Below are 15,431 nucleotides of genomic sequence, written 5' to 3' on the forward strand. Positions count from 1 at the left end.
CAGCATTCATGGGGAGATGTGTGTTATTGATAGGGAGGAAACTACGGGGTCTTATCCAGGATGCGGAGTACCAGTTCTTTATAACTTCTTCCGATAGGGATGGGTTTGCCATTTATCTCAATATCCGTAGCGGTAAAGGCATCTATCTTATCTTTCGCAACAATGAAAGACCGGTGGATCCGCAGGAAATTATTCTTCGCCAGCAGGTCTTCTATTTCACCCAGCTGAAACTTGGTGAGGATGGTCTTCTGACGTGTAGTGATGCCAATATATTCCTTCAGGCTTTCTATGTACAATATTTCATCCAGGTATACTTTCACTTTCTTCTTACTTACATTAAAGAACAGGTATGCTCTTTCCACAGGGCCGCTGGCCGGCAAGTGCATTACAAGCGGTTGTACAGCCTGCTGCCGCACTTTATTCACTGCCATCAAAAAGCGGCTGAATTCAATAGGTTTTAACAGGTAATCCACTACATTCAGCTCATACCCTTCCAGCGCATACTCCTGGTAAGCGGATGTAATGATGATCTGAGGCGGGTTTTTCAGCGCTTTAATGAAAGCAAGCCCTTTGAGCTTAGGCAGGTGAATATCGAGGAATATGAGGTCTATATGCTCTCCCTGTAATACCTCCATGGCATAGATGGCATCCATGCAAACACCTTTCAGCTGCAGGAAAGGTACCTGCCGGATATAATCGCTGAGCACTTCTGCAGCCAGCGGTTCATCTTCTACTATGATGCAATTAAATTTTTGCATGACTGTCCAGGTTAATGGTAAGCACTACTTTAAATACAGCCGGTTCATTGAACACCAGCAACTGATGCTCCTTGTACATCAGTTCCAGCTGCCGCCTTACATTTTCCAGCCCTATCTTGTCCTTACTGCCCTGCGATTCATTTTCCTTATTGTTCTCTATAATAAATGTAAGCAAACCCTGGTGCAAACGGATCTCCATATGAATATAGGAATCGAAACGGGTTTCACTCACACCGTGTTTAAAGGCGTTTTCCACGAAAGGCAGTAACAAAAGCGGAGATACAGGATACAATTCATTATCGATATCTTTCTTAAATACAATATTGAGGCGGTTGTTATACCGTATCTTCTCCAGTTCCAGGTAATCATCCATCATCTTCATTTCCTCCGCAAGGGTAATGCGCCCTTTACCGGATTCATACAACATAAACCGCAGTAATTTGGAGAGTTTCATTACGATCTCCGGTGTGAGGTCCGACTTCTTCCGGGCCAGTGCATAAATGTTATTCAGTGTATTGAAAAGGAAATGCGGATTGGTTTGATTGCGCAGGTACTTCAATTCTGTTTCCAGCTTTTCTTTCACCAGGTTCTTTTCCCTTTCCTTGGCAGAGAGCTGCATCCTGATGAGCTTAAAAGCTACTGCCGTGGCACTCACAAACCCCATATCCATCACCCCCAGCAAAAGACGGCTCAGCTTAAACAGTGGCGCTGTTTTAATGACATTATCATAAATAACAGGGAAGATGTAATAATTGAAGACCATCCTGTATAGTGCAAGCGTAATGCATAACATCAGAGCTGTTTGCAGCACTACCCAGGCTATATGCCGGGTACCTTTTAATATCTGTGGGATAGCGGCGTACAATATAAAGTAAGTCAGGATCAGCTTAGGTAAAGTGGCAGCTACTGCAGCATGTGTTGCCATGAGGAAGCGGGCTTTTTCTGTGATACCTGGTAGTGATGAAGCCGTCCAGGTATATTCCATAAGTGCATCCTGCAGGGTATAGGCTACCCAAAACAATACATGTAACAGTACTCTCTTCATTGGTTTCAAAAATCGTTAAAAAAGAGGTGAACGCCGTTAAAAACCTTTGAAGGGAGGTTTCCTTTGGCCATACAGCATGCTTAATGGTACTATATTAACTAAAAAGGCTGACCTGAGATAAAGCTTTGAGAGACCTTTGAGAGACCTTTGCAAGGCCTATGTGAAGAAACGTGAAAATAGTATTATTACTATGGGAAGGTATACCCAAATATAAGAAAATGGGCTGAACAAATGTTCAGCCCATTCGCCTGTAAAACTATTTTATCCTCACCGGGTCTGCCGGCTTGGGCACTGGCTTATAAGGATTCGCTTTCAACTCTTCCAGCAATACCTGTACCCCTCTTTCCAACTGCGGATCACGCCCTGCGATCACATCAGCAGGCGTTTGTTCCACATCAATATCAGCAGTGGTACCTTCGTTTTCAATGATCCAATTACCTTTTGTATCATAGATCCCGAAACTCGGAGAAGTAACAAAACCGCCATCTATCAAAGTAGGATATCCGCTGATACCCACCAGGATACCCATGGTACGTTTACCGATCAGTTTACCCAATTGTTTCTGGCGGAACATCCAGGGCATCATATCTCCGCCGGAACCTGCATACTCATTGATCAGCATGGCCTTAGGGCCATAGATACCGTTACCTGGTGTAGTAAAGCTTCTGCCATCCCTTACACCCCAGTAGCTGAGTATTTTCCTGTCTAATAAGTCTACTACGTAATCTGCTACGGAACCACCGCCATTGAAGCGTTCATCGAGCAGTAAAGCATGTTTATCTGTCTGCGCAAAATAATAACGGTTGAAGAAAGTATACCCTTCCGCCCCGGTGTTCAACATATATACATAAGCGATCTGGCCATTGCTCAGTTTATCTACCTTTTTACGGTTGCCTTCGATCCAGTCCATCTTGCGTAATTCAGATTCTTTGCCTGCATCCACCGGTTCTACGATGATCTCCCTGGCACCAGCTTCGGAAGGTTTATCGTTCACTTTTAATACCACCTGGCGGTTCACGGTATTTTCCAGCAGGCTGTAGATACTGATATCTCCATCCAGCGGGCGGCCATTTACGGAAAGGATGTATTCTCCTTCTTTCACGTTCAGGCCGGGAACTGCCAGTGGAGCTTTCAGCTCAGGATTCCAGGAAAGTGTGCTGTAGATCTTTTTAATGCGGTATTTATTTTCGCTGATCTCAAAATCTGCACCCAATAAACCGGTAGGCACTACAGGACCACCAGGCATATCACCTGCGCCTACATAGTTATGCCCTACCACCATTTCACTCATCATTTCATTCAACAGGTAGTTGAGGTCTGAACGATGGCTAACATAGGGCAGCAGTGCAGCATAACGTTTTTTATTCGCATCCCAGTCTACCCCGTGCATATTCTTTACATAGAAGAAGTCTTTCTCTATTTTATATACTTCATCAAAAACCTGTTTCCATTCTGCTACAGGGTCCACCATCATGCTCACTGCGGAAACATCTACCTTTCCTTCTCCGGCAGATGGTTTACGGTCTGTACTCACAATATGATAGCCGTTATTCGCCGCCAGCAACATCTTCTTACCATCAGCACTAATGATGAAGCCATTTCCTTTTGTAAAGGTTTCGCTTTTGCGTTCTTTCAGATCGTAGTAACGCACTTCGTCGCCGGAAATAAAGAACAGTTTATCTTTCACCCTGCCGTTCAAACCCCTGTACTGGCCACTGCCCAGGGGTAATGCAATGATCCGGTTCTGAATACCATCCAGATCAATCTGTGCAACCTCTTCTTTTTTATCAGCAGGTTTAGCGGCGGCTGTTTTGGCAGTATCTTTCTTTTCTTCCTTTACTGTTTCTTCATCGCTTTCCGGTGTGAAGATGGTAGGCGTATTTTTAGCTAAGAGCACGGCATACACATTGCTGGTGGAATTCCGGTCGTATGTTTGCATATGCAGGCCGCTGAGCCCCATGCCGGAATTGGTACTGGCAGGGAAGAAAATATATTTTCCGTCTGCACTGAAGGTAGGATTACCTGCATCACTCATGCCATCTGTAACCGGTGTTGACTTACCTGATTCAAGGCTATACAGGTACACGGCATCATAACCATTCGCACTTGTTTTGAGATAGGTGATCCATTTGGAATCAGGCGACCAGGCAGGTGCAAATACATTCGAACTACCGCTTGGAATGGAGGCATTGCCATTCGTATCTATGTGTACGATCTTTTTACTTTGCACATCTATATAATAGAGATTGAAATGCGCATCGCTGTAGAAGATCTTTTTGCTATCAGGGCTCCAGGTGAGGCCGAAATAATAAACGGTTTTACCCAGTTCAATTTCAACGGGTTTATCCAATGCTTTCTGATCACGCAGTATCAATTTGTAATTACCATCTATATCAGAAATATAAGAGATCCATTTGCCATCAGGAGACCAGGCAGGCTCTCTTTCATGGCTACCGGGTGAATTAGAGATATTGCGCACATCCCCTTTTTCTTTTGGTACAGAGAAGATCTCTCCCCTGCCCTGTACTAACAAACGCATGCCGGTAGGCGAAATATTCACCCGTTCAAAGTTTGTTATCTTTTCTAAGTGTGGACGTTTATAAGGAAGGTCTGTGCGGATGCTCACGGCCACATCGGTTACTTTGCCGGATGCAGCATCCAGCAGGTGAATGGTGGCGCCTTGTTCAAAGGCCAGTGTTTTACCGTCTGTAGTGAGAGTCTTTACATCCTCATTGTTATATTTTGTGACCTGCGTTACCTGTTTGGAATCCGTATCGTACCGGAAGATGTTCATGGTATGATTACGGTCACTGAGGAAGTACACGCTCTTTCCTACCCATACCGGGCGCACGTTATTGGAATTAGCAGCAGGAATCTCTTCTATCTGGTTGTTGGCATGATTGAAGATCCAGATCTTAGGCATATATCCGCCACGGTATCTCTTGAAAGGGCGGTATGTAGCGCCACCTTCCGTAGGATCGGGGTTCTTGATATAAGCAGTGAACTTACCGTCAGGAGAAACTGCGCCCTGCGTTGCTTCAGGTATTTTAGCATGTACGGCAGCAAGCCCTCCCTTGGTACTCACTGTATATAACTGGCTGGTTCTGCCGGTAGGAGATTCAGCGCCGGAAGCATACAGGATATGCTCATTGTCTACCCAGCCTCTCACCGCATCGCGGAAAGGATGCCAGGTGATACGGCGGGGATCACCGCCATCCACAGAGATAACGTATACATCGTTATTCCCATCGTAGTTACCGGTAAAGGCAATCCATTTGCCATCCGGAGAAAAGTAAGGGTCCTGTTTAAAGGAAGGATTTACTGTTAGTCTCACCGGGTTGGAGCCATTCCGGTTAGCGATCCAGATATCGCCGGCATACATGAAAGCAATGTGCTTTTCACTGACTGCTGGGTTCCTCAGCAATTTTGTCTCAGACTGTGCCTGTGTGGTTATAGGGCCAAGGGCGAGGAAAGCACCGATGGACAGGCCGATTATGTTATGCATCATAAGCGTTGTGGGTATATTTTGTTGTACTGCAATGGGCAATGTCGCAAAATATAGCAAAATCCTTAGCTAAATGCATTTTGCCAGCCAATAAATTGACAGGCGGCATAAAAAAGAAATGAAAGGCCCGGAGCAAGCAGAAGTATTTTATGACTGCTATAAAAAAGAGGCCGGATAAATATCCGGCCTTCCAGGGGTTTCATAAGCATAATTCAGGGTCTGCCCCACCATAGGCGGGTGCCTCCATTATCTGGTCCATTCAATAAAGTGGCTGCTTTTGTAACTTCATCTTTGTTATTTTTATATTCATCCGGGGGGAATGGTAAACGATTGATAAAACCGGGAATACTTCCTCCGCTATAATTTACCACTACAGGAAATAATTTAGGATAACCTGTTCTCCTGAACTCTGCCCATGCTTCTTCACCATCAGGATAAAGGCTGATCCACTTCTGTGTGATGATGCGCTCCAGCTTTGTTTCAAAATTATCCCCTTCCTGCCAACGTATAGTGATAGTGCTGAGATAAGGCGCATTCGCTGCCACATTGTTCAATGCATTCACCGGATCCGTATACGCCGCAGGTTTGCTTGCAGCATCATTCAGGTAAGTACCGGCATCACCCAGGTCGTATTGTGCAAAGGAAGTACGGATACCTTCTTCATACAAAGCCTTTGCATCTCCTTTCATATTCCAGCCTCTTACGGCACCTTCTGCACGCAGGAAGTAAGTTTCAGATGCAGCCAGCACACGGATAGGGGTATTCCTTTCTATGTTCAATGCAGAGAACTTCTCATAATCCGGTTTAGCTTTTATATCAATACCATTACGGATCCCGCGGAATCCTGCGCCCGGCATACCACTTGCACGGAAGTAAACACTCAGCCGCGGATCATTGTATCCTTTCAGGAAAGATTCCATGGATGCACCCATGCGGATGTCGTTATACTCCTGGCTGATCACATACAGGGAATTGCTTACCGCAATGCCACTGCCTGAACGGACCATCGCATTCTTCTTATTATCTGTTATCACACCGTACTCATTGTTCACGGCGGCTTCTGCATGTTGCTTCGCCAATGCTTCATTCACAAAGGAGATGCGCATGGCAAGGCGTAGTTTCAGTGAATTGGCAAACCGGATCCAATCCCCATACTCTCCGCCGAAAAGGAGATCAAAGGGTTTTAGTTGTGCTTTGCCGGCAGGGTTGGTTTTATCAAAAGTGGTAAGCGATTGAATGGACTGGTCCAGTTCTGCAAAGAAAGCTTTGTAAATACTTTCCTGGCTGTCGTACGGCGTGGAAAAACCGCCGGAGCCAAATTTAGAATAAGGAATAGGACCAAACACATCCGTTACTCTGTGCATGGAAGCCACTTTAATAATGGTTGCTACCGCATAGAGATCGGGGCGTGTTTTCTCTCCCCTGTCCTTCACCAGTTTCCAGCCGCTCATTACATTATCAAAGGCCACTTTAAAAGGCCAGTTATTCCAATCCATCATAAAGTAATTGGAATTGTTCTTTCCGCTGTTGAAGGGTGTGGGGATACCCATAAACCCGGAATACAGATCAGCATTCAGATTTTGTTGTAACTGGTATTGCCAGTCTACCGTACTATACAGGCTTGTGAGCATACCCGGAATAAATGCGCCCACGTATTTATAATCATATTTTAATAACGAATCCGTTAACTCATTCGGATTGGTATTGAAGCGGTCAAAGTTCTTCGTGCAGGATACCGGCAGTATAGCTGCGATGATCAATATCCCTATGTATAATTGCTTTTTCATGATCTTTTAATTAAAAGGTGACTTTTAAGTTTACGCCAATGTTCCTCAAACTGGGCATACCGAAATAATCATAACCCTGGAACTGGTTAGTGGTAAATGCCGTGATCTCCGGATCATAAGGCGCCTTTTTATAGATCAGCCAAAGATTCCTTGCTACAAGGGATAATTGTATCTTCTGTAATTTATTATTGAGTGCGGCAGCGGGAATGGTGTAACCGAGGGACAGTTCTCTCAGTCTCACATTCGTAGCACTGTAAGTATACAATGCCAGCGCAGAGGAAGTTGCACCGGTAAGGTTCTGATAATATCCTTTTGCATCCACCTTTGTACCATTCACCATCACACCGCCATTATTCCTCGCTTCTTCTGTACGTTTGGACACACCAAAATTATCCATGATAGCTTCCGTGGAAGACACCACTTCTCCTCCCAGCCTTGCATCTACCAGGAAGTTCAGGTTAAACCGGTTATAAGTAAGCCCATTGTTCCATCCCAGCAGGTAACGGGGATTGGCATTACCTACTTTGATAAAATCTCCTACTTCAGGAAGTCCTTTATCATTCAGCACGATGGCACCTTTATCATCCCGTTTCACATCCTTTGCATAGATATCACCATAAGAACCACCTTTCTTTACGATCAAACGATAACCGGCAAAGTCAGACACAATAAACTCATCCTGCGTTCTGCGCTGCCCGGTGAAGGGGTCTGTGTAGTCCAGCATCTCCACTACCTTGTTGCGGTTCAGTGCAAAAGTGAGAGCCGGCGTCCAGTTCACATTCCCGATCCTGCCATTGTATCCCACATTCGCTTCAATGCCCTGGTTCTGTATATTACCGGCATTAATGTAGTAGGCATTATAACCAACAGAAGGTGAAACCTCTACCTTGAAGAACTGATTTTTGGTATGGGTATTATAATAAGTGGCACTAACACTGAACTGATCATTAAAGAAACGCAGATCGATACCGGCTTCAAAGGAACTTGTTCTTTCCGGTTTCATTTCCTGGAAAGGTTTGGCATGAATAGCCTGTATGGCGCCACCGTTGGGAATAGGAATGGTAGGCATGGAAATGTAAAGAGGAATGGCATTCGCCACTTCACTATAGGCTGCTCTTACCTTGGCGAAAGTGATCGCCTGTGGTAACTGCGCCATTTCGCTGATGATACCTGTGAGCCCTACGGAAGGATAGAAATAAGATCTGCTTTGTGTGAAGGATAAGGCAGAAGACCATTCATTACGCGCAGATGCTTCCAGGTACAGCATTTCCTTATAACCCAGCTGGGCAGTGGCAAATGCCGCCTGTGTCTGCATCCGGTCGTTGCGGTCATATGGTGCAAAGCGGGTAAAGTCTACGTTCGCAAAAGTGAACATGTTGGCAAACTGTGATAAGTATCCGTTGCTCCATCCTGTTGTATTATCCTGTATATCCTGTATGCTTGCACCTCCATTTACATTCAGGGCAAAGTCGTTCATCTTCCTGTTCCAGGTTAAGATCAGGTCTGCATATGATTGTCTTCCAAAAGACTTTGAGTTATCATACTTTCCATTCACGCCACCCAGGAATGCAACGGTAGATGCGTAATTCTTTGCGTTCCACTGATCGTTCACCCTGTCCTGCTTCACGCGGCCGGTGAGGCTCAAAGATGGGCTGATGGTATATTTAGCGGCTATAGAAGCAATGAGCCTGTCGCGCTTTAGCATATTGGTATTCCTGTTCACTACCCAGTAGGGGTTTTGCAGCATCATGCCAAGATCTCCATAAGGCCAGTTCTGCACGGCAAAGTTCCGGTTGGGATCGTACTGTTCAAAGTTCTTAAAGCTGCTGAAGTTGTGCGAGCGGGGGAAAAGATAAACGCCTGGCAGTGCGTTATAGTACTGTCCCTGAACAGGAATATTATCCTGCTGCTGGCTGATGTATTGTGCATTCACATCCAGGCTCAGTTTATCTTCCAGTAATGTACTGGTATTCCTGATGCTGAAGTTATAACGGTCGAAGGTATTATGGGGAATGATACCGGTAGCATTCACTGCGGCAGCAGAGAAATAAGTTTGATTGCGATCTGTACCGGTAGATACATTGATGGCATGTGTATAGCTCTGCCCTGTCTGGAAGAAATCCTTTATATCTGCATTGGCAGCCGTTTTAGCACCCCAGCTCTGGAAAGACGGGGCAGGGTCTGCACCATAGGTGTTCTGAAATTCAGGCAACAGTAATGGCCGGCTGAAGTTGGCGTTGAGAGAATAATTGATGGTGGTCTTTCCTGCTTTTCCTTTTTTGGTGGTGAGCAATATCACACCATTCGCTGCCTGGCTGCCATACAAGGCTGCAGCCGATGCACCTGTTAAAGCGGTGACGGTTTCAATATCATCCGGGTTGATGTTGGCAATACCATCGCTGCCGCCGGGTACGGAGAAGCCATCTGTAGAAGTGGTCTTTTGCGTAAAAAGGTCTGGCAAAGGAATACCATCCACTACGTACAGGGCATTGTTATTACCGTAAATAGATTTATTCCCCCTCATCACCACTTTAGTGGCGCCACCGGGACCAGAGGAACTTGTATTCACCGTCATACCGGCTATTTTACCGGTGAGGCTGTTCACCAGGCTGGGATCTTTTACGTTGTTGACCTCGCTGCCGGAGATGGTCTGCACGTTATAGGTAACAGACTTGGCAGCTTTCCTGATCCCGAGTGCTGTTACTACGATCAGTTCTTTCAGGTTGTTAATGCTGGTTTTAAGGGAGAGTTGTACGGTAACCATCTGATCGGCTACCGTAACAACTTCTTCCCGGGCTTCAAATCCAATGGATGTAACATTCAGCGTGTACTTGCCGGGAGGAACATTTTGCAGGGTGAATTTGCCCTGTACATCCGTGAGTGTTCCCCGCTTCAACTCTTTCAGGTAAACGGTAGCACCGATCACCGGTAATCCTTTTTCGTCTGTTATAGCACCGCTGACTGTTTGTGGTGGCTGAACAGGTATAGCAGGTAATGTTTTTGTTCTGATCACTATCATTTTGTCCATGATCACATAGGATAGGGACAGGCCTTCCAGGCATTTGTCCAGCACCTCTTCCAGGGTAGCATCCTTTACATCGATATCTCTGTTCCCTGCGCTCCTGATCAGTTTGCTATCGTATAAAATAGAAAGGCCACTCTTTGCCTGTATATCTGAAAAGATCTTACCCAGCGGCGCATTCTTGCGGGAAAGCGTGATCTTCTGGGCAAAACCGGCAGCGCTTACATGAAGCGCTGCAATGAGCATTAGAAAGGCTGTTAATTTCATAACCAGCAACAATTTAGCAGGCAAATACCGATAACGTGGTACGGCTTTGCCATACGCAAGTAGTTTCATACTTTTGTTCAGTTTAGGTTTGGTGAAGAAATAGTGATTAAACGCGCTTTTAAGAGCCTGCCTGAACGAGTCCACCGGGAGTGTTGCTGCACTCCCGGTTTCATTTTAAGCAGTCTGTTCCTTTTCTGATTTTGGTTTAAGGTGTTACTACGAGTATATTTCCTGTTCTTTTAAAATTCACGCCATTGATCTGAAGGGCATTCAGCACATCCCGCAAATTCACGTCCCGCGAGATCTTACCGGCAAATTCACGCTCGGGTATCTTTCCTTCAAACTTCACTTCCAGGTTGTACCAGCGGGAGACCTGGCGCATCAGCTCCGGAAGTCCGATCCCATCGAACTGAAAGAAACCATTCTTCCAGGCAATCGCCTGTTCTGTATCTGCGTTCGGTAATTTTGTGATGGTGCCATTGCTGATTACGGCCTGCTGGCCGGGTTTCAGCAGCATGGCCTCCGTTCCTTTATGCACTTTAACAGCACCCTGCAACAGGGTTGTTCTGGACGCACTTTCGTCTGCATAAGCATTGATATTGAAACTGGTACCCAGTACTTCCACCACGCCTTCCCTGATCTTTACACGGAAAGGTTTGGCAGCATTGGCAGCTACTTCAAAATATCCTTCTCCTTCCAGTTCCACCATCCGCTCCTCTCCTGCAAAGTAACTGGGGAAACGTAAAGAAGAAGCTGCATTCAGCCAGGCTTTTGAGCCATCCGGTAATTCAACCTGGTATTGGCCGCCATTAGGTGTAGTGATCGTATTGAAAACCGGGGCAGCATGTTCATCTCCGCCATGATAGGCCAACTGGCCATTGGAGAGTTTGATGATCCGGGTATTCCCCTGGCGGGTTAATTCTCCTTCGTTAGCACTATCCAGCGCTATGACAGTACCATCTCCCAACCGCAGTGTGGCCCTGTTCCCGCCGGGGCGGATATCAGGTTGTTGTTGCTGCTGCTGTGCTACCTGCTGTAAAGGTGTTTTTTGATTGAAATAGACAGCTGCGATCACTGCCAGCACTATAACAGAAGCAGCCGCTACCATACGGGTAAACGTGAAGATCTTTGTTTTACCGGAACGTTCATCCAGCCGCTGTTCCAACTGTTGGATAAATGCAGGAGAAGGAGAATGCCATTCTTTAAAAACAGCAGGAATATGAGGGGCTTCGTCCAGCAGGGACTGGAACTCCGCAGGGCTTACCTCTTCCATCCAGCTCCGGAAGCGTTGTTCTTCCTCAGCAGACAGGCGGCCGGCGGCGTATTTTTCCATTAAGGATATTACTTCTTCCCGATTCATAACATAAAGACTGCTGAACCACAAAAAAGGATACCCCTCTCTCAAAATAAAAGGAAAATAATTATCCCTACCGTCCATTCAGCATGCAGGCGCAGCTGTTCTTTAATGGTGCGGACGGCGGCATAGAGATGTTTCTTAACGGCAGAACGGGATATTTTCAGTTCGGAGGCAATTTCATCAAGCGACATATCTTCCTCCACACTCATGAGGAAAACGGTGCGTTTGCGCTCCGGTAAATGGGTAATGGCTTCCATGGCCACCCGGTGATACTCCTTAAAGGTTACTTCATCCGTAGCGTCATTGCCGGCCTCCATTTGCAGGGGCATCAGCCGGTGGATCATCTTTGAATTCGCTTTGTTCTTTTTCGCCAGGTCAAACAGCTTGTTCTTGGCCATCCGGAAGATATAATCCTCAAAAGAACGGATACGGAGCAGGGATTCTTTCTTATCCCAGATCTTCAGGAATACATCCTGCAATATTTCTTCTGTATCCTCGCGGGACTGGTTAATGAAAAAAACGAAACGGTAAAGACGGGGGAAATAATGCGTATACAGGGTGGAAAATGCAATCCTGTCCCCTGCCGAAGCCTTTTTCAGAAGGGAACTTTCATTAATGTGCTCACTGTTAGCGGGAAAGGACAACATGGAATTAAAATTAACCTGATTGCAAAATGAAGTTAATAATAATTTCATATTATGTACAAAAAGTTCTGTGTTCCCTAGCCCATTGTTAACATCATATCCCTGATCAGGGCTATCAGGGTGGAAGGATATACACCCAGCCAGATTAACAATCCCATTAAAGCGCTTAATGCAAAGACGCCAAAGAAAGGCAAAGCCTGCCGGGTAAGTGTAGGCGTATTTTCCGTAAGGGGCTGGAACATGACGGCAATGATGCGGATATAATAGAACAATCCTATTACGCTATTGACGATCAATAAGATCAGCAGCAGCCATAAACCTGCATCCACCCCCGCTGCGATAATATAGAACTTACCTATAAAACCGGCGGTAAGCGGAATACCGGCAAGGGACAGCAACATGCCTGTAAACACAGTAGCCAGCCAGGGATGCCGCCAGAAGAGGCCGGAAAAATCATCGAGCAACTCTGCATCCCTTATTTTATCAGATAAGATGGCTAATACCCCAAATGCACCAATGCTGGTGATCACATAAGCCACCAGGTAAAAGATCACGGCCTCCTGGCCTGCCAGTTGCCCGGCCAGGAAAGCAATGAGGATATACCCCATGTGTGCGATGGAAGAATAGGCCAGCAAGCGTTTTACATTCTGTTGCAACAAAGCCAGCCAGTTGCCTACGAACATACTGGCCATGGCAATGATGGCAAACACCCACCAGAGGATGGTGTATTCATAGCCATCAATGTCCCTGTAGAAACGCATAAGCAACACCAGCATGCTGCCTTTGGATACAGTGGCGATGTAAGCGGCCACAGGTAATGGCGCGCCTTCGTAAATATCCGGCGTCCACATATGAAAAGGTACAATGCCGAGTTTAAAACCAACCCCTATCATCATCAGGCCAAAACCAGCCACTACTGTTACCGGTACCGTTCCGGCCTGCTTAAGATAGGCGCCTATCCCTTCAAATTCCATGGTACCGGTGAAAGCATATACCAATGCCATTCCGAACAATAGAAAAGCAGAAGAGAGTGCAGCTAATAAAAGATATTTGATACCTGCTTCATCAGAACGCTCGCGTGCACGCAGGTAAGCGATCAGGCCATAGAGGCTGATGCTCATGGTTTCCAGGCCAAGGAACAAAGAAATAAAATGCTGGCTGATCACCAGCACCATGCCCCCTACTGTGGCGAGCAGTAACAGAATATAGTATTCCTCTTTCCTTTCTTCCCTTTGTTCAAAATATTTGAATGAAAGGAATAACACACTCAATCCCGCCACCAGTATCAGGCCGGTATTAAACAATGCGAATGCGTCCACTACAAATAAGGGGGCAATGATGTAAGGAACGGTATAGGGTTGTACAAACAGGGATAATAAGGCCGCCATAAATGCCAACACAGAAAAAGCATGCATGATGCGGTGATTCCTTTTGATGGCTACCAGCAACATGGCTATCACTGCCGATCCGCTGATGATCACCAAAGGCATTAAACTTAAAAGATCTGATGTTGACATACCTGTTTTATTTAGTTGGATGGATAGCAATAGGTACCGGCTGTACAGGTGGTGCCTGCACAACGGCCGGGATGGTTGGTTTCACCGCATTGATCACCGGTTGCGGATATACGCCCAGCCAGATGATCGCAATCACTAAAGGCGCCATCATCAGGCCTTCGCGGAAAGACAGATCGGGCAGTTTGTATTCCCTTTGTGATGTACCAAAAAAAATCTTCTGCATGATCCGCAATGAATAAACAGTGGCTACTACCAAACCTATGGTAGCTGCAATAGTAAGTACCGGCTGCGCCTGCCAGCTGCCCACCAGTATCAGGAATTCTGCAACGAAATTCCCCAGTCCCGGTAAGCCAAGAGACGCCATCACAAACACCATAGACACTACGCCCATCCTGGGTATGGCGGGCCACAAACCGCCCATCTTGCCCAACTCACGCGTATGCAGTCTTTCATATAAAGAACCGGCAATCATGAACAATGCACCGGTACTGATACCATGTGTGATCATCTGCATCACCACTCCCTGCCAGGCCAGTGCATTGAATGCAAATGCACCCAGCAATACAAATCCCATATGGCTTACACTGGTATAGGCTACCAGCCGCTTGAGATCTGTTTGTGCATAAGCGAGTTTACCGCCGTAGAGGATACCAATGGCACCCAGCAGCATGATCCAGGGTGCAAAAAAGTGACTTGCTTCCGGGAATAAAGGGATCACAAAACGGAGGATACCATAGGCGCCTGTTTTCAGCAACAGGCCTGCCAATATCACAGAACCTGCAGTAGGCGCTTCTGTATGCGCATCGGGCAACCAGGTATGGAACGGAAAAGCAGGCAGCTTTACGATGAAGGCTATGAGAAAGCCTAACATCAGCCAGCGGCCTACATTCTGTTCCATAGGTGTATCCAGCAATTCAAAATAAGAGAAGGTAAATACGCCTGTACTGTGCGCATGTACAAAATATAATCCCAGGATGGCGAGTAACATCAGTAACCCGCCTGCCTGTGTGAAGATGAAGAATTTAAATGCTGCATAGGTACGGTTGGCATGGCCCCAGATGCCTATCAGGAAGTACATGGGGATCAGCATCACTTCCCAGAAGAAATAGAAAAGGAAGAGATCCATGGTGAGGAATACACCGGTAATGCCACCCAGTACAAACAGGAGGTTAAAGTGAAAGAAACCGCTGCGCTCTTTGATCTCATTCCACGATACCAATACGGATAAAGTACCCAGGAAAAAAGTAAGTACCAGCATCAGCAGGCTCAAACCATCCATGGCTAATGAAAAGCTGATACCGAAACGGGGCATCCAGGGGCGTTGAAAGGTATCTATCCATTGATCACTGCTCCAGCGGGTCACATCATCCAGCTGCCACCATAACATGGCTGCCAGCACCAGTTCAAAAAGCATAACGAGTAACGCTATCCAGCGGGGCAGGGTTTTGTTCCATGCTGCGCTTATCCAGGCCAGCAGGCCACCGGCAATTGGGATAAGTATGAAGAGAAAAAGGATCATGCGTTATCGG

Annotated in this window: 9 protein-coding genes; all 9 read right to left on the reverse strand. The window is 46.3% G+C overall.

Features of this window, described 5'->3' with window-relative positions:
• Nucleotides 1–41 precede the first annotated feature (41 nt).
• Entirely contained in the window at nt 42–758 is a 717-nt protein-coding gene (locus AAHN97_RS12985; RefSeq protein WP_343308060.1) for a LytR/AlgR family response regulator transcription factor, read from the reverse strand.
• A complete protein-coding gene (locus AAHN97_RS12990) occupies nt 745–1,803 on the reverse strand; it encodes a sensor histidine kinase (protein WP_343308061.1) in 1,059 nt (352 codons plus the stop codon). The genes AAHN97_RS12985 and AAHN97_RS12990 overlap by 14 nt, the downstream gene beginning before the upstream one ends.
• Nucleotides 1,804–2,059: 256 nt before the next feature.
• Complete coding sequence (locus tag AAHN97_RS12995; RefSeq protein WP_343308062.1) at nt 2,060–5,311, reverse strand: S41 family peptidase; 3,252 nt, start codon at nt 5,309–5,311, stop codon at nt 2,060–2,062.
• A gap of 209 nt (nt 5,312–5,520) precedes the next feature.
• Nucleotides 5,521–7,095, reverse strand: coding sequence for a RagB/SusD family nutrient uptake outer membrane protein (locus AAHN97_RS13000; protein ID WP_343308063.1), 1,575 nt, complete (start codon nt 7,093–7,095; stop codon nt 5,521–5,523).
• Between the two features lie 10 nt (nt 7,096–7,105).
• Complete coding sequence (locus AAHN97_RS13005) at nt 7,106–10,453, reverse strand: SusC/RagA family TonB-linked outer membrane protein (RefSeq protein ID WP_343308064.1); 3,348 nt, start codon at nt 10,451–10,453, stop codon at nt 7,106–7,108.
• Between the two features lie 136 nt (nt 10,454–10,589).
• Nucleotides 10,590–11,717, reverse strand: coding sequence for a FecR family protein (locus AAHN97_RS13010; RefSeq protein ID WP_343308065.1), 1,128 nt, complete (start codon nt 11,715–11,717; stop codon nt 10,590–10,592).
• A gap of 68 nt (nt 11,718–11,785) precedes the next feature.
• Nucleotides 11,786–12,388, reverse strand: a complete 603-nt coding sequence (locus tag AAHN97_RS13015; protein ID WP_343308066.1) for an RNA polymerase sigma factor — start codon at nt 12,386–12,388, stop codon at nt 11,786–11,788.
• A 74-nt stretch (nt 12,389–12,462) separates the two neighbouring features.
• Complete coding sequence (locus tag AAHN97_RS13020; protein ID WP_343308067.1) at nt 12,463–13,902, reverse strand: NADH-quinone oxidoreductase subunit N; 1,440 nt, start codon at nt 13,900–13,902, stop codon at nt 12,463–12,465.
• A 7-nt stretch (nt 13,903–13,909) separates the two neighbouring features.
• Nucleotides 13,910–15,421 (reverse strand): NADH-quinone oxidoreductase subunit M, encoded by a 1,512-nt coding sequence (gene nuoM, locus AAHN97_RS13025; protein WP_343308068.1) that lies wholly within the window; start codon nt 15,419–15,421, stop codon nt 13,910–13,912.
• Nucleotides 15,422–15,431: the final 10 nt, after the last annotated feature.

Origin of the sequence: Chitinophaga niabensis (genome assembly GCF_039545795.1) — a bacterium.
GTDB classification, from domain to species: domain Bacteria; phylum Bacteroidota; class Bacteroidia; order Chitinophagales; family Chitinophagaceae; genus Chitinophaga; species Chitinophaga niabensis_B.

What these genes read in the sequence shown, in the direction of transcription:
- AAHN97_RS12985 (WP_343308060.1), bottom strand. Translation starts at nt 758, where the DNA reads ATGCAAAAATTTAATTGCATCATAGTAGAAGATGAACCGCTGGCTGCA.
- AAHN97_RS12990 (WP_343308061.1), bottom strand. Translation starts at nt 1,803, where the DNA reads ATGAAGAGAGTACTGTTACATGTATTGTTTTGGGTAGCCTATACCCTG.
- AAHN97_RS12995 (WP_343308062.1), bottom strand. Translation starts at nt 5,311, where the DNA reads ATGATGCATAACATAATCGGCCTGTCCATCGGTGCTTTCCTCGCCCTT.
- AAHN97_RS13000 (WP_343308063.1), bottom strand. Translation starts at nt 7,095, where the DNA reads ATGAAAAAGCAATTATACATAGGGATATTGATCATCGCAGCTATACTG.
- AAHN97_RS13005 (WP_343308064.1), bottom strand. Translation starts at nt 10,453, where the DNA reads ATGAAACTACTTGCGTATGGCAAAGCCGTACCACGTTATCGGTATTTG.
- AAHN97_RS13010 (WP_343308065.1), bottom strand. Translation starts at nt 11,717, where the DNA reads ATGGAAAAATACGCCGCCGGCCGCCTGTCTGCTGAGGAAGAACAACGC.
- AAHN97_RS13015 (WP_343308066.1), bottom strand. Translation starts at nt 12,388, where the DNA reads ATGTTGTCCTTTCCCGCTAACAGTGAGCACATTAATGAAAGTTCCCTT.
- AAHN97_RS13020 (WP_343308067.1), bottom strand. Translation starts at nt 13,902, where the DNA reads ATGTCAACATCAGATCTTTTAAGTTTAATGCCTTTGGTGATCATCAGC.
- nuoM (WP_343308068.1), bottom strand. Translation starts at nt 15,421, where the DNA reads ATGATCCTTTTTCTCTTCATACTTATCCCAATTGCCGGTGGCCTGCTG.